We start from the raw sequence: 22,319 nt of genomic DNA, 5'->3' as shown, positions 1-22,319 counted from the left end.
ATAGGTCAGCCCTGCTTGCGCTTGACGGCCGCCTTGACCAGACCCGCGAAGAGCGGGTGCGGGCGGGTCGGGCGGGAGCGCAGCTCCGGGTGCGCCTGGGTGGCGACCAGGTAGGGGTGGGCCTCGCGCGGGTACTCGACGTACTCCACCAGCTTGTTGTCCGGGGAGGTGCCGGAGAAGACCAGGCCGGCCTTCTCGAGCTCCGCGCGGTAGGAGTTGTTCACCTCGTAGCGGTGACGGTGGCGCTCCTCGACGTACGGCTGGTCGTCGTAGACCTCGCGGACGATGGAGCCCTCGGCGAGCTTCGCCGGGTACATGCCCAGTCGCATGGTGCCGCCCATGTCGCCCTCGCCGGCGACGATGTCCAGCTGCTCGGCCATGGTGGAGATCACCGGGTTGGCGGTGGCCGGGTCGAACTCGGTGGAGTTCGCGCCCTCGATGCCGGCCAGGTTGCGGGCGGCCTCGATGACCACGCACTGGAGACCCAGGCACAGGCCCAGCAGCGGGATCTTCTTCTCACGGGCGTACGTGATGGCGCCGACCTTGCCGTTGACACCGCGGTCGCCGAAGCCGCCGGGGATGCAGATCGCGTCGACGTCGCCGAGCTGCTTCTCGGCACCGGCCGGGGTCTTGCAGTCGTCGGAGGCGACCCACTTGACCTTGACCTTGGCGCGGTTGGCGAAGCCGCCGGCGCGGATGGCCTCGGTGACCGAGAGGTAGGCGTCGGGCAGGTCGATGTACTTGCCGACCAGGGCGACGGTGACCTCGTGGTCGGGGTTGTGGACGCGGTCCAGCAGGTCCTCCCACTGGGTCCAGTTCACGTCGCGGAACGGCAGGTCGAGCTTGCGCACGACGTAGGCGTCCAGGCCCTCGGTGTGCAGCACCTTGGGGATGTCGTAGATCGACGGGGCGTCGATGGCGGCGACGACCGCGGCCTCGTCGACGTCGCACATCAGCGAGATCTTGCGCTTGATGGCGGCCGGCACCTCGCGGTCGGCGCGCAGCACGATCGCGTCGGGCTGGATGCCGATGTTGCGCAGCGCGGCGACGGAGTGCTGGGTGGGCTTGGTCTTCAGCTCGCCGGAGGGGCCGATGTAGGGCAGCAGCGAGATGTGCACGACGAAGACGTTGTCGCGGCCGACCTCGTGGCGGACCTGGCGGACGGTCTCCAGGAACGGCAGCGACTCGATGTCGCCGACCGTGCCGCCGACCTCGGTGATCACGACGTCGACGTCGTCGGTCGCCATGCGGCGGATGCGGTGCTTGATCTCGTTGGTGATGTGCGGGATGACCTGCACGGTGTCGCCCAGGTACTCGCCGCGCCGCTCCTTGGCGATCACGGAGGAGTAGACCTGGCCGGTGGTGACGTTGGCCGACCCGTCGAGGTCGACGTCGAGGAAGCGCTCGTAGTGGCCGATGTCCAGGTCGGTCTCGGCGCCGTCGTTGGTGACGAACACCTCACCGTGCTGGAACGGGTTCATCGTGCCCGGGTCGACGTTCAGGTACGGGTCGAGCTTCTGCATCGTGACCCGCAGACCCCGCGCCTTGAGCAGCGCGCCCAGGCTGGAGGCCGTCAGACCCTTGCCGAGCGAGGAGGCGACACCCCCCGTGACGAAGAGGTGCTTGGTCGTCGTGGGCTTTGCGGCAATGGCCAAAGGGGGGCTCCCGTGGTCGCGAGGTGAGGTGCGTATCGGCGATCACCCGGTCTTCTCCGGGGGTGCCGTCGCTGCGGTTGGGGGGTCTTGCGCCCACCGGTCCACGGGGTACCAGGGTATCAGCGCCCCGGCCCGGACGCGTCCGGTGACGCGGGGCGGGCACCTCCGGAGCCCCCGTCCCGCTCCGCGGAGGGGGTCGGCGGGACCCGGCGGAAGGCGTCGGCCGCCGACCCCCGGGGCGGGTGCCCGGGCCTCCCGGCGGTGGCGTCCCAGGCCACCCATTCGGCTCAGATTCGTCCGCCAACTGTCGCGCGTCGCACCAACTCCGCGTCGTATCCTGCACGGACACATGCAGCGAGCCGGCCGGCACGGCACCCCCTATCCAGCGCTCTCCCCCAGCTACCGCTGGGGAAGCCCAGGAGGTGCCCCCATCTTCCGGAACAAGAGCTCGTCAAAGATCGCTTGACCGCAAAAGGACCCTTCGGGGTCACGTGGCCGTTCGACTGGAGATGACGTGGCCGGGCGTATCGAGGATTACGCACTCATCGGCGATATGCAGACCGCCGCCCTTGTCTGCCGGGACGGCACGGCCGACTGGCTGTGCCTCCCCCGCTTTGATTCCCATGCCGCGTTCGCCGGTCTGCTCGGCACGGAGGAACACGGCTTCTGGCGCATCGGCCCGGCGCACCCCTCGGGGGCGGCGCCACCGCACGCCGACCGGCGCCGGTACCGGGGGGACTCCCTCGTGCTCGAATCCGAATGGGACACCCCGCGCGGCACCGTGCGGGTGATCGACTTCATGCCGCCGCGCGACGGCGCGCCCCAGCTGATCCGCATCGTGGAAGGGGTCAGCGGCCGGGTGCCGATGCGCTCCGCCCTGCGGATGCGCTTCTCCTACGGGCGCGTCGTGCCGTGGGTGCACAAGGTGGGCGACCGCACGGTGGCCGTGGCCGGCCCCGACTCGGTGTGGCTGGACACCACCGCGGAGACCTTCGGCAAGGACCTCACCACCTACTCCGACTTCACCGTCTCGCCCGGTGAGCGGATCGCGTTCACCATCAGCTGGCAGCCCTCGCACCGCGAGGCGCCCGCCCTGCCCGACCCCGAGGGCTCGCTGGAGGCCACCGAGGACTTCTGGCGCGAGTGGGTCGAGCACTGTACGTACCACGGCCCCTACCGGGACGCCGTCGTCCGCTCCCTGATCACGCTCAAGGCGCTCACCTACGCGCCGACCGGCGGGATCGTCGCGGCCCCCACCACCTCCCTGCCCGAGGACATCGGCGGCTCCCGCAACTGGGACTACCGCTTCACCTGGCTCCGCGACGCCGCCATCACCCTCTCCTCGCTGCTGCGCACCGGCTACCGCGAGGAGGCCCGCGCCTGGCGCGAATGGCTGCTGCGCGCGGTCGCCGGCGACCCCGAGAACCTCCAGATCATGTACGGCATCGCCGGCGAACGGGAACTGGGCGAGGCCGAGCTGTCCTGGCTGCCCGGCTACGAGAACTCCGCCCCGGTGCGGATCGGCAACGGCGCGGCCGACCAGCTCCAGCTCGACGTCTACGGCGAGGTCACCGAGGCGCTGCACCTCGCGCACATGACCGGGCTCGCCCGCAACGACTACGCCTCCCTGCTCCAGCTGCGGCTCATCGGCTATCTGGAGGACCACTGGAACGAGCCGGACGAGGGCATCTGGGAGGTGCGCGGCCCGCGCCGCCACTTCGTGCACTCCAAGGTGATGGCCTGGGTCGCCGTCGACCGCACCATCAAGCTGATCGAGTCCGGCGACGTGGACGGACCGCTGGAGCGCTGGCGCGAGCTGCGCGACGACATCCACCGCGACGTCTGCGAGAAGGGCTACGACAAGGAGCGCAACACCTTCACGCAGTCCTACGGCTCCAAGGAACTGGACGCCTCGCTGCTGCTCATCCCGCAGATGGGCTTCCTGCCGCCCGACGACAAGCGCGTCATCGGCACCATCGAGGCCATCCAGCGCGAGCTCTCCACACCGGACGGCTTCGTCCTGCGCTACCCCACCGCCGGTGACGAGGCCGGCGTGGACGGACTGGAGGGGGACGAAGGCGCCTTCCTGGCCTGCTCCTTCTGGCTCGCCGACGACCTGGCCATGATCGGCCGGGTCGACGAGGCCCGCCAGCTGTTCGAACGGCTGCTGGCCCTCCGCAACGACCTCGGGCTCCTCGCCGAGGAATGGGACCCCCGCCTCCAGCGGCAGGTCGGCAACTTCCCCCAGGCGTTCAGCCACGTCCCGCTGATCGACACCGCGCTGCGGCTCACCGCGTCGAGCGCCTTCGGCGGCTAGCCGCGCCGGAGCGCGGCGTACAGCGCGCAGGCGCTGACGGGGAGGACGAGCACGGCTGCGGCGGCGTTGAGGCCGCCGTAGCCGGAGAGGGCGACCAGGCCGCCGGAGAGCGCCCCGCCCGCCGCCCCCACCAGATTGGTCAGGGTGTCGGAGAGCCCCTGGACCTCGGCCCGGTGCGTGGCGTCCACGGATTCGCTGAGCAGCGTGGAGCCCGCGACCGTGGCGCACGACCAGGCCAGACCGAGCAGGAACAGCCCGCCGGTGATCGCCCACCGGCGGGCCCCCGCCGTGCCCGCGAGCAGCGTGGCCACCACGTACACCCCTGACCGAGCAGGATCACGGGTATCCGGCCGAAACGATCCGTCATCCGGCCGACCAGAGGTGACAGCGCGTACATACCGGTGATGTGCAGGCTGACGGCGAGACCGACCACGCTCAGTGAAGCGCCGTGGTGGGCGAGGTGCGGCGGCGTCATCGTCATCACCGCCACCATCGCGGCGTGCCCGAGGACCAGCGAGGCCAGCCCGATGAGCGCGGAGGGTGACGACGCCACATGACGAAGGGCTCCGCCCGTTCGGGTACGGAAACGGGGCTGTGAACGACGGGTGTCGGGGGTGTCACGGGAGCCCGACAGGAGCGGATCCGGACCGAGCCGGGCGCGGATGACGGCCCATCCGGCGAGGAAGGCCACCAGTGAGAAGACGAACGTGCCCGCCGTGTCCGGGAGCCCGAGGACGCGCGCGACGGCGGCGCCGGGGCCGCTGAGATTGGGGCCGAGGACGCTTCCCGCGGTGGTCGACCAGACGACGAGGGAGAGCGCGCGGGCCCGGCCGCCGGGCTCGGCGAGATCGGTGGCGGCGTAGCGCGACTGCAAATTCGCCGCGGTGCCGGAGCCGATGAGGAACATGCCGAGGAGGGTGCCGGGGACCGAGCCGAGGCGGGCCCCCACCAGGACGGCGAGGGCGCCCGCGGCGGCGATCAGCCAGCCGGTGCCGATCCCGGCCCGCCGCCCGCGGGCCCGGGACAGCACGGCCAGCGGCACCGCCAGCAGGGCGGCGCCCAGGGTGAGCACGGTGGTGGCGAGGCCGGCGGCGGCCCGGGAGCGGCTGAGGTGCTCCAGGAGCAGGCCGCCCGAGGAGATCATCGAGCCCATCCCGACGCCGGCCACGACCTGGGCGGACATCAGGACCCGGACGGTGCGCCGGTGCAGAGCGGCCCGGCCGTCCGCGGCCGGGGGCGCCGGGCAGGGTGTGCGCGGGCGTAAGTGAGGAGGCTGAGCGGGGTCCGGGGTGTCCGGGGCGGCGGCCATGCGGGACACGGTAGGGGCGCGCGGGCCGCTGTAAAGGGCGCGTGGACGGCCGGGCGAAGGCGCACGGTGGTCCGCCGGAGACGGTCCGAGTAGCGTTCCCGACCATGGAACCGCAAGGCCCGCAAGGGACGATCACCGTGGAGCGGGCCCTCGGACTGCCCGCCCTGCGCAAGGGGCTGCCGGAGGTGGTGGCCGGCGGCGGCCTGCTGGACCGGCCGGTGCGCTGGGTGCACGCCGGCGAGTCGCCCCACATCGCCACCCTGCTCAAGGGCGGCGAGCTGCTGCTGACCACCGGACTGGGGCTGGGCAGCCGCCCGGCCGAGCAGCGCGGCTTCGTCCGCGGGCTGGCGGAGCGGGGCATCGCGGCGCTGGTGGTGGAGCTGGGCGCGCGGTTCGCGACGCTGCCGGCCGCGGTGGTGGACACGGCGCGCGCGTACGGGCTGCCGCTGGTGCAGCTGCACCGGGAGGTGCCGTTCGTCGCGGTGACCGAGGAGATCCACACCGAGCTGGTCAACGAGCACTACGCCCTGCTGCGGCGGGTCGACGAGGTGCACCGGCGGTGCACGGAGGTGCTGCTGGGCGGCGGCGGGGCGCCGGAGGTGCTGCGGCTGTTCGCGGAGTTCACCGGCAACCCGGTCTTCCTGGGCACGCCGGAGGGACGGCTGCTGTACGCGGCCGGGCCCGCCGGGCCGCCGGGCGCGGCCGGCCCCTTGCAGGTGTGGGACGGGCTGCGGGGCGCCTCGCTGGCCGGGGCCCTGACCACCGACCTGCCCGGCGGCAGCGGTCCGGGCCCCTGCGCCGTACGGACGCGGCTGACCGTGCTGCCGGTGAACGCCCCGCTGGCGCCCGTGCACCGGATCGCGGCGGAGCGGACCGCCGGGCTGCTGGCGGTGGTGCTGCTCCAGGCCCGCCAGGAGGAGGAGCTGGCGGCGCGCGGCCGCGGCGACTTCCTCTGCGACCTCGCCGAAGGCCGCGTCGATCCGGCGGAGGCCCCCGCGCAGGCCCGCGTCCTGGGCTTCCGGCCCGGTTCCGGGCCGCTGCTGCCGATGGTGATGCGGCCGGCCACGGGTGAGGTGCCGGTGGACAGCTGGGCCGCGCTGACGTCCGCGGTGCAGGAGGAGCTGACGGCGGTGGGGGTGCCGGTACTGCTGGGCGTACGGCTGCCGGAGGGCCGGATACCGCTGCTGGTCGGGCTGCGGGAGGAGGCCGAGCGGTCCCCGGTCGCCGGGCGGGTGGCCGGAGCGCTGCGGGCGGGCGCGGAGCGGGTGGGTGTGCGGCGCCCGGTGGTGGTGGCCGGGGCGGCCACCGCGTGGACGGCGGCGGGCGCGGGACTGCGCCACGCCGCGGAGGCGGCGACGGCGGCCCAGGGCCTGCCGGACCGGCCCTGGCACGACGTGCGGCGGCTCGACGTGGACGTCCTGCTGTGGCGGCTGCGCGCGCAGGGCGACCTGGCGGCGTTCGTGGACCGGGTCCTCGGCCCGCTCCTCACCCACGACGAGGCGTCCCGCCCACCGCTGCTGCCGACCCTGGAGTCCTACCTGGCCCACGCGGGCCGCAAGGCGGAGACCGCGCGCGACCTCCACCTCAACCGGCAGACGCTGTACGACCGGCTGGCAAGGATCTCGCGGCTGCTGGGGACGGACCTGGAGGACCCGCAGGTGGTCCTGTCGGTGGGGCTGGCGCTGCGGGCGCGGAGGCATGTGGGGTGAGAGGGGGTGTGCCGGGGGCACGGGGCGCAGCCCCGGATGCGGGGAAGGTGCGGCCAGGAGGCGAGCCCGCGCACTCCCCTTCCGCGCAGGCGCTCCGGCCCGAGCGGAGACCCTCCCACCCGGCAGGCCGAGGCCACCGCCCACGGCACGCCCGGGGGGCCAGGGGCGCGGCCCCTGGTATCGGGAAGGGGCGGGTAGGGGAAAAGTCCCTCCCCACCTCCGCCGCGCGGGGCCCACGGCGCAACCGGGGGCCCAGGGGCGCAGCCCCAGGTATCGGGAAGGGGCGGGTAGGGGAAAAGTCCCTCCCCACCTCCGCCGCGCGGGGCCCACGGCGCAACCGGGGGCCCAGGGGCGCAGCCCCAGGTATCGGGAAGGGGCGGGCAGGGGAAAACCCCCGAAAACCCCCGCCCGCACTACCGGCCCGCGGCCAATTCGTCGTAGACGCTCAGCACATGAGCCACCGTGTCGTCCTCCGAAGGCCACGTCGCCGCCTGCGCGAACCCGGCCGTCACCAGCGCCGCCCGCCGGTCCGGGTCGCCGAGCAGCCGCGTCACCGCGGCGGAGAGCGCGGCGGCGTCGCCGTAGGGGACGAGTTCGGCCGCGTCGCCGACCAGGTCCGGGACGCCGCCGACGGCCGTCGCGACCAGCGGGACGCCCGCGTGCAGGGCCTCCTGGGCGAGGACCGAGCGGGCCTCCCAGCGGCTGGAGAGGATCGCGACGTCGGCCGTGGCCAGCAGCTCGGGCACGTCGTCGCGGCGGCCGACGAGCCGTACGGGCAGTTCCTCCGTCTCGATCCGGCGCTGGAGCTCCGGCCGCTCGCGGCCCTCGCCGGCGACGATGAGCAGCGGCTCGGGGTCGAGTTCGCGCCAGTCGCGGGCGGCGTCGAGGAGCGGGCCGTGACCCCGGTCGGGGTCGAGCCGGCCGACGGTGACCAGCAGCGGCCGGGCGACGGCGCCGAGTTCGGCGCGGGCCTTGTGGCGGCGCAGCTCGTCGTCGTCGGGCGTGAGGCGGGGCGGGGGCACGGCGACCGGGGCGAGCCGGGCGTCGCGGGCGCCCCGCTGCCGGGCCCGGTCGACGAGGTCGGCGGTCACGCCGAGGACGACCGCGGCGGCCCGCGCGGCCCGCCGCTCCATCAGCCGTACGAACTGGGCCCGCGCGCCCGCCGCGCGGACCTTGGTGTGCCAGGTGACGACGAGGGGCGTGCGGCGTCCGCGCAGCGCCAGCGCCGCGAGCACCGCGGACCGCAGCCCGTGGGCGTGCACGACGTCGGCTCCGGTGCTCGCGGCCCGGATCCCGGCGACGGCCTGGGCGTCGGTGGTGGTCCCCAGCGGCGAGAAGGCGGCTCCGGATCCGGCGAAGCCGTACCCCTCCCCCGTGCCCCGGGGCGCGCACACCGTGACCCGCAGTCCCCGCGCCACCAGCCCGGCGGCCAGCGACCGCACGTGCGCCCCGCTGCCCGCGCCCCCACCGCCCAGCACTTGCACGGCATGCAGGGGCGGGCGCCCGTGCGGCGGTACGGGTGTGCTGCTCACGCGGGTGGACGCTCCGTTCCGGCGGGGGCGGGGAGGGCGGCGGGGGAACCGCGCCCAGGATGCCAGCAGGCACCGACATCCCGGCACCACCGTCTCGCGGGTTGGCCGCCTTACCTCGCCCACGTATCCGCGGATTCACTCACATAGGTGATTCTCGGCGTCCCTCTCAACGGTCGGCCACCACCGCGCCCAGGTCTCCGGCCGGTCTCCCGGGCGACCCTCCGGCCGGCCGGGCGGCGGCCGCCGCGGCCGCCGCTCAGCCCCGCGCCAGCGGCCCCCGCGCCGCCGCCAGGAGTTCCTCCGCGTGGGCCCTGGCAAGCTGGGAGTCCTCCTGGCCGGCCAGCATGCGGGAGAGCTCGCGGACGCGGTCCTCGCCCTCCATGGCCTTGACACCGCTGCGGGTCACCGAGCCCTCATGGGTCTTCTCCACGACCAAGTGGCGGTCGGCGAAGGCGGCGACCTGCGGGAGGTGGGTGACGACCACGACCTGGGCGGTGCGGGCGAGCCGGGCCAGGCGGCGGCCGACCTCGACGGCCGCCTTGCCGCCGACGCCGGCGTCGACCTCGTCGAAGAGGTACGTCGGCACGGGGTCGGAGCCCGCGAAGACGACCTCCACGGCGAGCATGACGCGCGAGAGCTCACCGCCGGACGCGCCCTTGGCGATGGGCCGCGGCTGCGCCCCGGGGTGCGGGGTGAGGTAGAGCTCGACCTCGTCCACGCCGTGCGGGCCGTACGCCACGGCCCGGCCGCCGACCTCGACGCCGTTCTCCGCGTCCGCCACCTCGGTCTGCCGGATGGCGAAGGTGACCCGCGCGTGCGGCATGGCCAGCTCCGCGAGCTCGGCCGTGACCGCCCCGGCGAAGCGCTCCGCCGCCTCCGCCCGCGCGTCGCTCAGCGCCTGTGCCAGCCCGCCCAGTTCGGCCCGGAGCGCGTCCCGCTCCGCGGTCAGCTCCTCGATGCGGTCGTCGTCGCCTTCCAGGGCGCCCAGGCGCGCGGCGCTCTCCTCGGCCCAGGCGAGGACGCCCGCGATGTCCGCCCCGTACTTGCGCGTCAGGTGGGTCAGCGCCGCCCGCCGTTCCTCCACGGCCGCGAGCCGCAGGGGTCCGCGTCGAGGCCGGAGGTGTAGCCCGCGAGCTCGCCGGCCACGTCGGACAGCAGGATGCCGATCTCACCGATCCGGTCCGCGAGCGCGGCGAGCTCCGGGTCGTGGGAGCGCACGGCCTCCACCGCGCGCTGCGCGCCCGCCACCAGCGTGGCCGCGTCGATGCCCTCCGGATCCTCGGGGTTCCCGGCCAGGGCCGCGTGCGCGGCGGACGCGGCGGAGGCCAGCGCCTCCGCGTGACCCAGCCGCGAGGCCTCCGCGGCCAGCTCGGCGTCCTCACCGGGCAGCGGCTCGACGGCCGCCACCTCGTCCAGCCCGAAGCGCAGCAGGTCCGCCTCCTGCGCCCGCTCGCGGGCCCGGGTGGTCAGCTCCGTCAGCTCGGCGGCGACGGCTCTCAGCCGCCGGTAGGCACCGGCGTACTTGGCGAGCGGCACGGACACCGCGTCACCCGCGTACCGGTCGAGCGCCTGGCGCTGCCGGGCCGGGCGCAGCAGGCCCTGCTGGTCCGTCTGCCCGTGCACCGCCACCAGGTCGTCGGCCAGCTCGGCGAGCAGCCCCACGGGCACGCTCCGGCCGCCCAGGTGGGCGCGGGAGCGGCCCTCCGCGGAGAGGGTGCGGCTGATGAGCAGCGTGCCGTCGTCGAGCTCGGCGCCGGCCTCCTCGGCCCGTACGGCCACGGGTGACCGGCGGTCGACGGCGATCCGCCCCTCGACCACCGCGGACTTGGCGCCGATGCGCACCAGCGCGGGGTCGGCGCGCCCGCCGAGCAGCAGCCCGAGGCTGGTGACGACCATGGTCTTGCCCGCGCCGGTCTCACCCGTGACCGCGGTGAAACCAGGCGACAGCTCGACCACCGCGTCATCAATGACGCCCAAGGACCGGATCCGCATCTCCTCCAACACGGATACGACCATACGAGGTTCCGGGGCCGCCTCGCGACGGCTCCCCCTCCCGGTCGCCCCGAAGGGCGCCTCACCACCGTTCCGGGTGAGGCCCCCGGGCCTACCGCGAACCGGGACGAGGACGGGCAGGCCGGACACGGCGGGTACGGGACCGGGCGCGTCCGGCGGATCCTTCACCCGGCCTTCCACTCCTACCCCGGACTTCACCGGCCTTCACCGGAGGAGGCCGAAATCCGGCCCGTCCGGCGATCGAGGACATTCCGGAAGGGGCGGGCAGGGGAAGGAGACCCGTCCGGCACCGCCCTAGTGCGGCGCGCCCCGCCAGCCCGCGACCGGCAGCGCGAACTTCGCCACCAGCCGGTCCGTGAAGGACGCGTGGTGCAGCCGCGCCAGCCGCACCGGCACCGCGCCCCGCCGTACCTCCACCCGGGCCCCCGCCGGCAGCTCCACCGTGCGGCGGCCGTCGCACCACAGGACGCCGTTGGGGGTCTGCGGCTGCACCTCGACCGCGAGGACCGAGTCCGGGGCCGTCACCAGCGGCTTGGCGAAGAGCGCGTGCGCGCTGATGGGGACCATCAGCAGCGCCTCCACCTCCGGCCAGACCACCGGGCCGCCCGCCGAGAAGGCGTAGGCCGTGGAGCCGGTCGGGGTCGCGCAGACGACGCCGTCGCCGCCGAACCGGGACACCGGCCGCCCGTCGACCTCCGTGACGACCTCCAGCAGCCGCTCCCGCGCCGCCTTCTCCACGGACGCCTCGTTCAGCGCCCAGTCGGTGTGCACCACGTGCCCGTCGGTCCGGACGAGGACGTCGAGCGTCATCCGCTCCTCGACCTCGTAGGCACGGGTCACCACCCGGTCCACGACCTTGTCCAGGTCGTCCCGCTCGGCCTCGGCGAGGAAGCCGACCCGGCCGAGGTTGACGCCCAGCATCGGCACCCCGGAGCGCCGCGCGAACTCCGCGCCGCGCAGCAGGGTGCCGTCACCGCCGAGCACGATCAGCAGCTCGCAGCCCTCCAGGACGTCCGGTCTGCCCGGTCCGGCCTCGACCAGCTGCGCCGAGGGCGGCAGCGGCAGGTCCGCGGCCTCCTCGGCCAGGACCCGCACCCCGATGCCGCAGCGCAGCAGTCCCTGGACGACGAGTTCGGCGCTGCGGATGGCCGCCGGGCGGCCGGTGTGTGCGAGCAGGAAGACGGTGCGGCCGGCCTCGGTGGCCTCCCCCGCCACTCCCGCCTCGTTCCGTACCTGTGCTGCTGCTGTCTCGGATGCTGCTTCTGAAGTGGTCAACGGGGCCCCTCCGCCACTGCACGGTCAACGTCCGCCGGGTCCAGTTCAGGCGCTCCGGCGCGCAGCCACAGAAAGTACTCGACGTTGCCCGAGGGCCCGGGCAGCGGGCTCGCCGTCACACCCAGCACACCGAGGCCGAGGGCGGCCGCCTGCCCGGCGACGGTGCGGACGGCCTCGGCCCGCAGCTGGGTGCTGCGCACCACACCGCCGGTGCCGAGCCGCTCCTTGCCCACCTCGAACTGCGGCTTGACCATGAGGACCAGGTCCGCGTCGGGCGCGGCGCAGCGCACCAGGGCGGGCAGCACGAGGCCGAGCGGGATGAAGGACAGGTCGCCGACGACGATGTCGGCGGGCCGGTCGTCGATCTGGTCGAGCGTCAACTCGCGGACGTTCGTACGGTCCTTCACGGTGACCCGGTCGTCACTCTGGAGCGACCAGGCGAGCTGTCCGTAGCCGACGTCCACGGCGACGACGTGGGCGGCGCCCGCGCGCAGCAGTACGTCGGTGAAGCCGCCGGTGGAGGCGCCGGCGTCCAGCGCCCGGCGGCCCTCGACCTTCAGTCCCTTCGGGACGAAGGCGGCGAGGGCGCCCGCGAGCTTGTGGCCGCCGCGGGAGACGTAGTCGGGGTCGTTCTCGTCCTGGGTGACCACGACGGCGGCGCTGATCTCCACCTGGGTGGCGGCCTTGGTCGCGACGGCGCCGCCGACGGTCACCCGGCCCGCGGCGATCAGCTGGCTCGCGTGCTCGCGGGAGCGGGCGAGTTTCCGGCGCACCAGCTCGGCGTCGAGTCGGCTGCGGCGCGGGCGGGTCACTGCCACGGGTGGTTCAGCTCCTGTTGTCGTACGAGGCGGGGGCGCCGGACGGCGCGGGTGGTCCCGGGTGCCGGTCGAGCGCGGTGAGCGCGTCGCGCAGGCCCCGGTGTACATCCTCGTACACCTCCAGGTGGCCGCTCGCGGCGAGGTGGTCGGCGTCGGCCAGCCGGCGCAGCTGGGCGTCCACGGCGGGGTCGCCGGTGGGCGCGCGGTCGACGCCGAGCGGCCGCGGTCCGGCGGGCGACGGGGCCCCGTCGGCCGGTTCGTCCAGCGGCCCGCCCGCGAGGCCGTCCGCCGGCTCCCGCGCCGCCTCGCCCGGCGGCTCGTCCGGCACACCGCTCATCGCTTCGCTCATGACTCCGACGCTACCCCGGAACGGCGCCTGTGCGGCGTACGCGATCGCCTGGGGTAGCGTCCCTCCCAATGGCGACCATCGAGGAGTGCCGAGACGCACTCGACCGGCTGGCGGAGAACCTCGCGGGGGCGAGCGGTGACCTCCGCGACGCCGCCGCGCCCGACCGCTCGCTCAGCTGTCACCTCGCCGACCTCGACGTGACCTTCGTGGGCCACCTCGCGGGCGGCCACATCCAGGACGTACGGACCGTCCCGGGCACCCCCGAGCGGCGCTCGGAGATCGCCCTGACGATGACGGGCGACGACCTGGTGGCGCTGGTGGACGGCCGGCTGAACTTCGCGAGGGCCTGGGCCGCCGGCCGGGTCAGGGTGCAGGCGAGCCTGCGGGACGTGCTGCGCCTGAGGAAGCTGCTGTAGCCGCCGTAGCGGCGGAGGCCACGGCTCCGCGGCGCTCCCGGGCGGCCGGGACGACCAGCGGCGTGCCCGTCTCGGGGTCGTCGATGACCTGGCAGCGCAGCCCGAACACCTCCTCGACGAGCCCGGCGGTGACGATCTCGCCCGGCGCCCCCTCGGCCACCACCCGGCCGTCGCGCATCGCGATGAGGTGGGTGGCGTAGCGCGCGGCGTGGTTGAGGTCGTGGAGGACGGCGACGAGGGTGCGGCCCTGGGTCTCGTGCAGGTCGGCGCAGAGGTCGAGGACCTCGATCTGGTGCTGGATGTCGAGGTAGGTGGTCGGCTCGTCCAGGAGCAGCAGCGGGGTCTGCTGGGCGAGGGCCATGGCGATCCAGACCCGCTGCCGCTGCCCGCCGGAGAGCTCGTCGACGTGCCGGTCGCCGAGCGCGCCGACGCCGGTGGCCTCCATCGACTCCTGGACGATCCGCTCGTCCTCGCGCGACCACTGGCGCAGCAGCCCCTGGTGCGGGTAGCGGCCCCGGGCGACCAGGTCGGCGACGGTGATGCCGTCCGGCGCGATGGAGGACTGCGGGAGCAGGCCGAGGGTGCGGGCGACCTGCTTGGCGGGGTAGCCGTCGATGGCGGCGCCGTCGAGGAGGACGGACCCGGTGGCCGGCTTGAGCATCCGGGACAGGGCCCGCAGCAGGGTGGACTTGCCGCAGGCGTTGGGGCCGATGATCACCGTGAAGGAGTTGTCGGGCACGGCGACCGAGAGGTTCTCGGCGATGACGCGCTGGTCGTAGGCGAGGGTGACGGAATCGGCCGTCAGTCGGCTCACGGTGATGTCTCCTTGCTCGGTGTACCTGTACGACGCTCGGTGTTCGTGCACGACGCGCGCGCGGCGGCCCGCGCGCCCCTGTCCCGCCCACGGGACGTGCCCGCGCCCGGTGCGCCCATGCCCCGGGCGCTCATATCCGTCCCGCCTTGCGCTCGGTGAACAGCAGCCACAGCAGATAGCAGCCGCCCAGCATGCCGGTCAGTGCTCCGACGGGCAGCTGGTCGGCCCCGAAGAGCCGCTGGGAGCCCCAGTCCGCGCCGATCAGCAGCACCGCGCCCGTACCGGCGGAGGCCGGCAGATTGGGCCCGGACGCCCGGGTCAGCCGCCGGGCGATCTGGGGCGCGGCGAGGGCGACGAAGGTGACGGGCCCGGCGGCGGCCGTCGCGGCGGCGGTCAGCAGCACGGCGGCGCCCATGACCACGAACCGGGTACGTTCGGCCCGTACGCCCAGGGCGCAGGCGGCGTCGTCGCCCATCTCCAGCATCCGCAGCGCCCGGCCGTGGCCGAGCAGGACGGGGAAGAGCACGGCGGCCACGCACAGCAGGGGCCACACCTGGCTCCAGTCGCGGCCGTCGAGCGAGCCGACCATCCAGACCATCGAGCGCGTGGCGTCGACGAGGTCGGCCTTGGTCATCAGGTAGTCGCGGACGCCGGTGAGCACGGCGGCGGCGCCGATGCCGACGAGCACGAGGCGGTAGCCGTGGATGCCCTTGCGCCACGCCAGCAGGTACACGGCGAGCCCGGTGACGACGCCGCCCGCCACGGCGCCGGCCGCGACGGCGAAGGGGTCGCCGTGGAAGAGCACGATGACGACGAGCGCCCCGGCCGCCGACCCCTGGCCGAAGCCGATGACGTCCGGGCTGCCCAGCGGGTTGCGGGAGACGGACTGGAAGACGGCGCCGGCGAGCCCGAGCGAGGCGCCGGCCAGCAGGCCGACGAGGACGCGCGGCAGCCGCAGGTCCCGGACGATGAACTCCTGCGCGGGCGTGCCGCCGCCGGTGAGGGCGCGCAGCACGTCGGCGGGCGGGAGGGGGAAGTCGCCGGTGCCGATGAGCGCGATCGCCGCGGCCGCGGCGGCGGCGAGGAGCAGCAGGACGACGGCCGCCGCGCGGAGGTCCACGCGCAGGGAGAGCCCGCCGCGGGTCCGCAGGGTCTTGCCGGTCGTGCCGGTACGGGGAGTTCGGGAGGCTCGGGAGGCGGCGGTCACTGCTGGGCCATTCTGCGGCGGCGGACGAGGTGGATGAAGACGGGGCCGCCGATGACCGCGGTGACGATGCCGACCTGGAGCTCCCCGGGCCGGGTGACGACGCGTCCGATCACATCGGCGCCGAGCAGCAGCACCGGTGCCAGCACGGCCGCGTACGGCAGGATCCAGCGCAGGTCCGGGCCGGTGAGCGAGCGGACGAGGTGCGGGATGATCAGGCCGATGAAGACGATCGGCCCGCAGGCGGCGGTCGCCGCGCCGCACAGCAGGGTGACGGCTGTCATGGCGAGGACGCGGGTGCGGGCGGGGCTCGCGCCGAGCGCGCGGGCGGTGTCGTCGCCGAGTGCCACCGCGTTCAGCGGGCGGGCGAGCGCCAGGGCCAGCAGCAGGCCGGCGGCGATGAACGGGGCGACCTGCCGGATGACGTCCATGGACGCGGAGGCGAGCGAGCCGACCGTCCAGAAGCGCATCCGGTCGAGGGCGGCGGAGTCCATGAGCTGGACGGAGTTGACGTAGCCGTAGAGGGCGTAGGTCACGGCCGTGCCCGCGAGGGCGAGGCGGACGGGGGTGGCGGCGCGGCTGCCGCCGAGCGCGTGGACGAGCACGGAGACGACGGCGGCGCCGAGGAAGGCGAACCACACATAGCCGCCGACGGAGGTGACGCCGAGAAAGCTGACGGCGGACACGACGGCCGCCGCGGCCCCGGCGTTGACGCCGAGGATGCCGGGTTCGGCGAGCGGGTTGCGGGTGAGGGCCTGCATCACGGCGCCGGCGAGCCCGAGCGCGGCACCGGCCAGCACGCCGAGGAGCGTACGGGGCAGCCGGACCTCACGGACGACCACGTCGCTGTCCGTGCCGGTGAAGTGGAACAGACCGTGCCAGACCTGGTCGAGGGGAATCTGTTTGGCGCCTACGGCGACGCTCGCGAGGACGACCAGCAGGAGCACGCCCACGGCGGCGGACAGGCCCGCGGCGCGCACCGCGTTCCGGCCGCGTGGCGTGGGTTCCGGCGGGGCCGCCTGGGACCGGGGGAGACTCTCGACCAACACCGGGTTAGGTTAGCCTACCCTGAGATCCCCCCCGTCCTAGTGAGTTCCGAGAGAAGCGCACCCCCATGAGCACCTCCCCCCAGCCCTCCCCGTCCGGCCGCTCCGGCGGCCCGTCCCGCCCGTCCCGGCGCGGTCTGCTGGCCGTCGGCGGCGCCCTCGGCCTCGGCGGCCTCCTCACGGCGTGCGGCGGCGGTTCGTCGGACAAGGCGGACAAGGCGTCAGGGGCGGGTGCCGACTCGGGCTCCTGGACCTTCAAGGACGACCGCGGCGAGACCGCCCGGACCAAGAAGACCCCCAAGAAGGTCGTCGCCTTCACCGGCACCGCGGCCGCCCTGCACGACTTCGGCTTCGAGTGCGCCGCCGTCTTCGGCCCCACCGAGCTCAAGGACGGCAAGCCGGACCCGCAGGCCGGCGACCTCGACATCGGCAAGGTCACGATCCTGGGCAACGCCTGGGGCGAGTTCAACGTCGAGAAGTACGCGGCCCTGGCCCCCGACCTGCTGGTCACCAACATGCTCCAGGGCAGCGAGCTCTGGTACGTGCCGGACGGCAGCAAGAAGAAGATCCTGGCCCTGGCCCCGAGCGTCGGCATCAACGTCACGAAGGTGTCCCTGACCAAGGTCATCGGGCGCTACGCGGAGCTCGCCGGCTCCCTCGGCGCCGACCTGAAGGCCAAGAAGGTCACCGACGCGAAGGCCCGATTCGAGAAGGCGTCCGAGACGCTCCGCAAGGCCGCCCGGGACAAGAAGGGCCTCAAGGTCCTCTGCGCCTCCGGCTCGGCCGACCTGCTCTACGTCTCCGACCCGGCCGTCTACGCCGACCTGGCCTACTTCAGGTCGCTCGGCGTCGAGTTCGTCGTCCCCGGCAAGGTCACCGGAGGCTTCTTCGAGAGCCTCAGCTGGGAGAACGCCGGCAAGTACGCCGCCGACGTGATCCTCCTCGACAACCGCACCGCCGCACTCCAGCCCAAGGACCTCGAGGCCAAGCCCACCTGGGCCGGCCTGCCCGCCGTCAAGGCCGGCCAGATCACCCCCTGGCTCAGCGAGCCGCGCTACTCGTACGCCGGCTGCGCGCCGCTCGTCGAGCGCCTCGCCGCCGCCATCGAGAAGGCCGAGAAGGTCAGCTGACGTCCGTCCGTCCGGCACACCCGGCCGACGACCGAGAGGAACCCGCCATGTCCGTCCAGACCGACCGTCCCGTCCAGACCGACGAACCCGTACTGCCGTACCGTTTCTTCGATCTGCGCGTCCTGCGCGCCGAGCGGCTCAGCCCCGCGATGATGCGGGTCACCTTCGGCGCCGAGGACCTGCACGACATCGTCAGCGGCGGCCGCGACCAGCGCTTCAAGCTGTTCCTGCCGCACGCGGGCCAGGACGCCCCGGTGCTCCCCGAGGCCCGCGACGAGAACTGGTGGGCGGAGTGGCGGGCCATGGACCCCGACGTACGGGCGTACATCCGCACGTACACCGTGCGGGCGCTGCGGCACGGGCCGGACGGACCGGAGGAGATGGACGTCGACTTCGCGGTGCACACCGACGCGAACGGCCACGGCGGCCCGGCCACCAACTGGGCCCAGGCCGCCCGCCCCGGCGACCGCGTCACCGTCCTGTGCCCCGTCGTCGAGGACAACGGCGGCGTCGACTTCCAGCCGCCCGCGGGCACCGACTGGATGCTTATCACCGCCGACGAGACGGCGCTGCCCGCGGTGGCCGCCACCCTGGCCTGGCTCCCGGCCGGCAGCCGGGCCAAGGTCTGGATAGAGGTCCCGCACACGGACGACATCCAGGACCTCCCGACGGAGGCCGACGCGGACATCACCTGGCTGGTCCGCGGCCGGTCCTCGGCCACCCCGCTGCTCGACGCGGTCCGCGCCGCGGAGTTCCCCGCCGGAACCCCCTACGCCTGGATCGCCGGCGAGGCGGGCGGCGTCCGCGCCCTCCGCCGCCACCTGGTGGGCGAACGGGCCTTCGACCGCCGGGCGGTGACCTTCACGGGTTACTGGCGCCGCGGGGCGTCGGAGGAGGACCTGCTGGCGGAGCTGGCCTGAGGGTGCGGGTGCGGTGGGGTGCCGCTGCGCGGGGCCTTTCCCTAGCCCGCCCCTTCCCGAACGCCGGACGGGCTGATTTCAGCCCGTCCGGCGTTTGAGGACACCGCGCGGAGCGCGGAAAAGGGGGCCCGGGGATCTCCCCGGTTTCGGGAAGGGGCGGGGCTGGGGAACAGGCCCCGCGCAGCGGCACCCACCCGCACCCACCCGCACCCGTCACCCCCCTACCACCCCAGCCGCCCCAAAACCTCCCCCGCGTCCAGCCCGCAAGAGCCGCCCCCCGCCGCCGTCCAAGCCACCGCACAAAGCGCCCGCAACGCATCCACCCGCTCCCCCTCACCCTCCAGCACCACAGCGCCGTCACGCACCGCCGCGGTCCACCCCCCGCACACGAACCCCCCGGCGGAGTCCCCGGAAACGGCCGGCTGCCCCACCAGCAACCCCCGCAGATCCTCCGCCACATACGTCGGCCGGTACTTCGGCTCCGCCGCGAGCAGCTGCGCGGCCGTGGTGACACCGGTCAGGACGAGCAGCGAGTCCACGCCGCCGACGTACGCGCCCTCGATGTCCGTGTCGAGCCGGTCCCCCACGACGAGCGGCCGCTCCGCGCCCGTGCGCAGCACGGTCTCCCGGTGCATCGGCGGCAGCGGCTTCCCCGCGACCTGCGGCTCCGCGCCCGTGGCTATCCGCACGACCTGCACCGCCGCGCCGTTGCCCGGCGCGATGCCCCGCGCGCTCGGGATCGTCAGGTCCGTGTTGGACGCGAACCACGGCACGCCCCGCGCCACCGCGTACGACGCCTCCGCCAGCCGTGACCACGGCATGTCCGGCCCGCCGTAGCCCTGGGCCACTGCGGCCGGGTCGTCGTCCGCGGAGTCCACCGGCACCAGCCCGCGCTCCCGCAGGGCCACCCGCAGCCCCTCCGCGCCGATCACCAGCACCCGCGACCCGGCGGGCAGCTGATCGGCGATCAGCCGGGCCACCGCCTGCGCCGAGGTGATCACGTCGGCCGGATCGGCGGGCACCCCGAGCTCGGTCAGGTGCCCGGCGACCGTCTCGGGGGTACGGGCGGCGTTGTTCGTCACGTACGCGAGGTGCATGCCGCCGTCCCGCGCCGTGCCCAGCGACTCGACCGCGTGTGCGATGGCCTCGCCGCCCGCGTAGACCACGCCGTCGAGGTCGAGCAGCGCCGTGTCGTAGGCCGCGCTCAGCGGACGCTCACTGCCCTCGGGCCGGGTCCGGGCGGTCTGGTTCATGTTCGGCTCGCTCCTTGTGCTGTACGTCTCTTCCGCGATCATTGCTCATCGGGCCGTGAGACATAACATTTCCCAATGAGCACTCCAGGACAGGCACGGTTCGCAGGGAAAGCAGGGCAAGGACTCCGACTCGCCCCGTTCCGAGGGCTGCGCTACGTCCCGGAGCGGGTCGGCAGCCTCGCCGCCGTCACCTCCCCACCGTACGACGTCGTCGTGCGGCCCGACGGACTGCGCCATCTGGAGACGGCCGATCCGCACAACATCGTCCGGCTGATCCTCCCGCAGGCCGCCACGGCCGCCGACCGCCACCGGCAGGCCGCCGAGACGCTGCTCCGCTGGCAGGAGGAGAACGTCCTCGCGCCGGACCCGGAGCCGGCGCTGTACGTCTACGAGCAGCGCGGTGACGGCATCCTCCAGCGCGGCCTCATCGGCGCCCTGCGGCTCACGCCGCGCGAGGAGGGCGCCGTCCTCCCCCACGAGGACGTCATGCCGCACATCGTCGAGGACCGCGCCGCCCTGATGCGGGACACGGGCGCCAACCTCGAACCGCTGCTGTTCTCGTACCGCGGCACCGGCGGCCCGGAGGGCGCGGCGGGCGTCATCGACCGCGTGATCGGCCGGGAGCCGCTGCTCTCCACGACCACCGAGGACGGCTACGCCCACCGCCTGTGGTCCGTGACGGACCCGGAGGAGCTCCGCCTGATCGACGAGGACCTCTCCCGGCAGCGGGCCCTGATCGCCGACGGACACCACCGCTGGGCCACCTACCAGCGGCTGCGCGCCGAGCAACCGGCCCCCGGCCCCTGGGACTTCGGCCTGGTCCTCCTCGTGGACACCGCCCGCTACCCGCTGCGCGTACGGGCGATCCACCGCCTCCTGCACCGGCTCCCGGTCGCGGACGCGCTCGCGGCGCTCGGCGGCGCGTTCCGCGTACGCAGTCTGGACGGGCCGTTGCCGCAGGCCCTGGACGCGCTGGCGGAGGCGGCCGGGGAGCCCGGCAACGCCTTCGTCCTCGCGGGCGACGGCCGCTTCCACCTGATCGACCGCCCGGACCCGGCCCTCCTCGCCCGGGTGGTCCCGGCCGACCGTCCGGACGCGTGGCGCGGGCTGGACGCGACCGTCCTGCACGCCGTCCTGCTGGAGCACCTCTGGCACGTGCCGGACGACCCCGAGCACATCGGGTACATCCACGAGACCGCGGCGGCGGTCCAGCAGGCCGAGCGGCACGGCGGCACGGCGGTCCTCATGCACCCGGTGTGCGAGGACGTCGTACGGGAGCTCGCGGAGCAGGGCGTGACGATGCCGCGCAAGTCGACGTCCTTCGGCCCGAAGCCGGCGACCGGCCTGGTCCTGCGGAGCCTGGCCCTGGACTGACGCCGCCGCCGGCGCGGGCGTCAGGACATGAAAAGGCCCCCCTCACCGCGTTCCCGCGGTGAGGGGGGCCTTTTCATGTGACTCCCGGAGGCGTCGGAGCTCAGCTCTTGTCGTCGGAGGACTTCTCCTCGGACGGCTTCTCCTCGGCGGGCTCGTCGGCGGCCTTCTCGGCGACGACGGGCTCGACGAACTGCGGGACCTCGACGGCGGGGGTCTCCACGGCCTCGGCGACGGCCTCGCCGGTCTCGTCGGCCTTCTCCTCCGCGACGTCCTCGTCGGCGGACACGGTCTCGACGGCCTCGGCCGGGGCGTCGGCCTCGGTCTCGGCGTCGGCGGTCATGGCGTCCGTGAACTCCACGCCGTCCAGCTCCGCGAGGCGGTCCGAGGCGTTCGTCATGCCGCCCTGGTCCGACTCGAGGGCCTTGGCGAACCACTCGCGGGCCTCGTCCTTGCGGCCGACCTCCAGGAGCGCGTCGGCGTAGGCGTACCGCAGGCGCGCGGTCCACGGCTGGACCGAGTTGGAGGCGAGCTCGGGGCTCTGGAGGGTGACGACGGCGGCCTCGGCCTGGCCCATGTCCTTGCGGGCACCGGCGGCGACGAGACGCATCTCGACCTGACCGGCCTTGTCGAGCTTGTTCACCTCGGGCTCGCCGGCCATGGCCAGGGCACGCTCCGGGCGGCCCATGCCGCGCTCGCAGTCGGCCATGACGGGCCACAGCTCGACGGAACCGGTCATCCGGCGGGCGGCGCGGAACTCCGCGAGCGCCTCCGTGTAACGGGCGGTGGCGTAGGCGGCGAAGCCGGCGGCCTCGCGCACGGCGGCGACGCGGGAGGCGAGGCGCAGGGCGATGCGCGAGTAGGCGTACGCCTCCTCGGGCTCCTCGTCCAGCAGGTTCGCCACCATGACGAGGTTGCGGGCGACCTCCTCCGCGAGGCCCTTCGGCAGGCTCATGAGCTCCTGCCGGACGTCCGCGTCGATCTCCTCGCCGGTCACGTCGTCCGGGATGGGCAGACGCTTCACCGGCTCGCGGTCGCCGCGGTCGTCGCGACGGTCGTCACGGCGGCCGTAGCCACCGGAACGGTCGTCACGGCCGCCACGGGGGGCGCCGCCACGGTCGTCGCGGCGGCCGTAGCCACCGCCGGAGGGACGGCCACCGCGGTCGTCCCGGCCGCCGCGGAAGCCGC

The 22,319-nt window shown here is 74.5% G+C and carries 18 protein-coding genes and 1 pseudogene; 6 read left to right on the top strand and 13 right to left on the bottom strand.

The window, feature by feature from the left end; translation table 11 throughout:
* Positions 1-5: 5 nt before the first annotated feature.
* Complete coding sequence (locus SMD11_RS25795) at positions 6-1,655, bottom strand: CTP synthase (protein WP_248288255.1); 1,650 nt, start codon at positions 1,653-1,655, stop codon at positions 6-8.
* Between the two features lie 514 nt (positions 1,656-2,169).
* Here SMD11_RS25795 and SMD11_RS25790 point away from each other — a divergent pair.
* Positions 2,170-3,972 carry a glycoside hydrolase family 15 protein gene (locus SMD11_RS25790; protein WP_199843954.1) on the top strand — a complete coding sequence of 601 codons (1,803 nt, stop codon included), beginning with the start codon at positions 2,170-2,172 and terminating at the stop codon, positions 3,970-3,972.
* Here the strand turns inward: SMD11_RS25790 and SMD11_RS35985 are convergent.
* Complete coding sequence (locus tag SMD11_RS35985; RefSeq protein WP_199843953.1) at positions 3,969-4,160, bottom strand: hypothetical protein; 192 nt, start codon at positions 4,158-4,160, stop codon at positions 3,969-3,971. The two genes, SMD11_RS25790 and SMD11_RS35985, sit on opposite strands and share 4 nt — an antisense overlap.
* Complete coding sequence (locus SMD11_RS25785) at positions 4,112-5,281, bottom strand: MFS transporter (protein ID WP_199843952.1); 1,170 nt, start codon at positions 5,279-5,281, stop codon at positions 4,112-4,114. The genes SMD11_RS35985 and SMD11_RS25785 overlap by 49 nt, the downstream gene beginning before the upstream one ends.
* 104 nt (positions 5,282-5,385) lie before the next feature.
* Between SMD11_RS25785 and SMD11_RS25780 the strand changes: the two genes are divergently transcribed.
* The gene (locus SMD11_RS25780; RefSeq protein ID WP_087928711.1) at positions 5,386-6,990 is read left to right on the top strand and encodes a PucR family transcriptional regulator; all 1,605 of its coding nucleotides are present in this window, start codon (positions 5,386-5,388) and stop codon (positions 6,988-6,990) included.
* Positions 6,991-7,403: 413 nt separating this feature from the next.
* On the opposite strand, the gene SMD11_RS25775 is transcribed toward SMD11_RS25780, so the two are convergent.
* From SMD11_RS25775 to SMD11_RS25755, 5 genes and pseudogenes are all read right to left on the bottom strand, one after another.
* The gene (locus SMD11_RS25775) at positions 7,404-8,522 is read right to left on the bottom strand and encodes a glycosyltransferase family 4 protein (RefSeq protein ID WP_087928710.1); all 1,119 of its coding nucleotides are present in this window, start codon (positions 8,520-8,522) and stop codon (positions 7,404-7,406) included.
* 256 nt (positions 8,523-8,778) lie between these two features.
* Positions 8,779-10,538: pseudogene (gene recN / locus SMD11_RS25770) on the bottom strand (DNA repair protein RecN).
* A gap of 291 nt (positions 10,539-10,829) precedes the next feature.
* Positions 10,830-11,750: an NAD kinase gene (locus SMD11_RS25765; protein ID WP_087928709.1), complete on the bottom strand. Its 921-nt coding sequence runs from the start codon at positions 11,748-11,750 to the stop codon at positions 10,830-10,832.
* A gap of 56 nt (positions 11,751-11,806) precedes the next feature.
* A complete protein-coding gene (locus tag SMD11_RS25760; RefSeq protein ID WP_087928708.1) occupies positions 11,807-12,622 on the bottom strand; it encodes a TlyA family RNA methyltransferase in 816 nt (271 codons plus the stop codon).
* A 13-nt stretch (positions 12,623-12,635) separates the two neighbouring features.
* On the bottom strand, positions 12,636-12,977 hold the full coding sequence (locus SMD11_RS25755; RefSeq protein WP_087928707.1) for a hypothetical protein: 342 nt from the start codon (positions 12,975-12,977) through the stop codon (positions 12,636-12,638).
* A gap of 68 nt (positions 12,978-13,045) precedes the next feature.
* On the opposite strand from SMD11_RS25755, the gene SMD11_RS25750 reads away from it, so the two are divergent.
* The gene (locus SMD11_RS25750) at positions 13,046-13,393 is read left to right on the top strand and encodes a sterol-binding protein (protein WP_087928706.1); all 348 of its coding nucleotides are present in this window, start codon (positions 13,046-13,048) and stop codon (positions 13,391-13,393) included.
* Here the strand turns inward: SMD11_RS25750 and SMD11_RS25745 are convergent.
* From SMD11_RS25745 to SMD11_RS25735, 3 genes are all read right to left on the bottom strand, one after another.
* Entirely contained in the window at positions 13,341-14,207 is an 867-nt protein-coding gene (locus SMD11_RS25745) for an ABC transporter ATP-binding protein (RefSeq protein WP_087928705.1), read from the bottom strand. The genes SMD11_RS25750 and SMD11_RS25745 overlap by 53 nt on opposite strands.
* A 130-nt stretch (positions 14,208-14,337) precedes the next feature.
* Entirely contained in the window at positions 14,338-15,414 is a 1,077-nt protein-coding gene (locus SMD11_RS25740) for a FecCD family ABC transporter permease (RefSeq protein WP_087928704.1), read from the bottom strand.
* Positions 15,411-16,460 (bottom strand): FecCD family ABC transporter permease, encoded by a 1,050-nt coding sequence (locus SMD11_RS25735; protein WP_418952481.1) that lies wholly within the window; start codon positions 16,458-16,460, stop codon positions 15,411-15,413. Before SMD11_RS25735 ends, SMD11_RS25740 begins: the two co-directional genes overlap by 4 nt.
* Positions 16,461-16,525: 65 nt before the next feature.
* Here SMD11_RS25735 and SMD11_RS25730 point away from each other — a divergent pair, with 65 nt between their 5' ends.
* Both SMD11_RS25730 and SMD11_RS25725 read left to right on the top strand, forming a co-directional pair.
* Entirely contained in the window at positions 16,526-17,587 is a 1,062-nt protein-coding gene (locus SMD11_RS25730) for an ABC transporter substrate-binding protein (protein WP_087928703.1), read from the top strand.
* A 47-nt stretch (positions 17,588-17,634) separates the two neighbouring features.
* Complete coding sequence (locus tag SMD11_RS25725) at positions 17,635-18,507, top strand: siderophore-interacting protein (protein WP_087928702.1); 873 nt, start codon at positions 17,635-17,637, stop codon at positions 18,505-18,507.
* A gap of 221 nt (positions 18,508-18,728) precedes the next feature.
* Here SMD11_RS25725 and SMD11_RS25720 read toward each other — a convergent pair whose 3' ends face one another.
* On the bottom strand, positions 18,729-19,760 hold the full coding sequence (locus SMD11_RS25720; RefSeq protein ID WP_087928701.1) for an HAD-IIA family hydrolase: 1,032 nt from the start codon (positions 19,758-19,760) through the stop codon (positions 18,729-18,731).
* Between the two features lie 75 nt (positions 19,761-19,835).
* Here SMD11_RS25720 and SMD11_RS25715 point away from each other — a divergent pair, with 75 nt between their 5' ends.
* Positions 19,836-21,134 (top strand): DUF1015 family protein, encoded by a 1,299-nt coding sequence (locus tag SMD11_RS25715; protein ID WP_087928700.1) that lies wholly within the window; start codon positions 19,836-19,838, stop codon positions 21,132-21,134.
* A gap of 100 nt (positions 21,135-21,234) precedes the next feature.
* Here the strand turns inward: SMD11_RS25715 and SMD11_RS35980 are convergent, their stop codons facing one another.
* Positions 21,235-22,086 (bottom strand): tetratricopeptide repeat protein, encoded by an 852-nt coding sequence (locus tag SMD11_RS35980; RefSeq protein WP_234366464.1) that lies wholly within the window; start codon positions 22,084-22,086, stop codon positions 21,235-21,237.
* Positions 22,087-22,319: the final 233 nt, after the last annotated feature.

It is taken from the genome of Streptomyces albireticuli (assembly GCF_002192455.1).
GTDB classification, from domain to species: Bacteria; Actinomycetota; Actinomycetes; order Streptomycetales; family Streptomycetaceae; genus Streptomyces; species Streptomyces albireticuli_B.
Note: the sequence above shows the minus strand (reverse complement) of the source record. Positions and strands in the feature narration are given on the sequence as shown.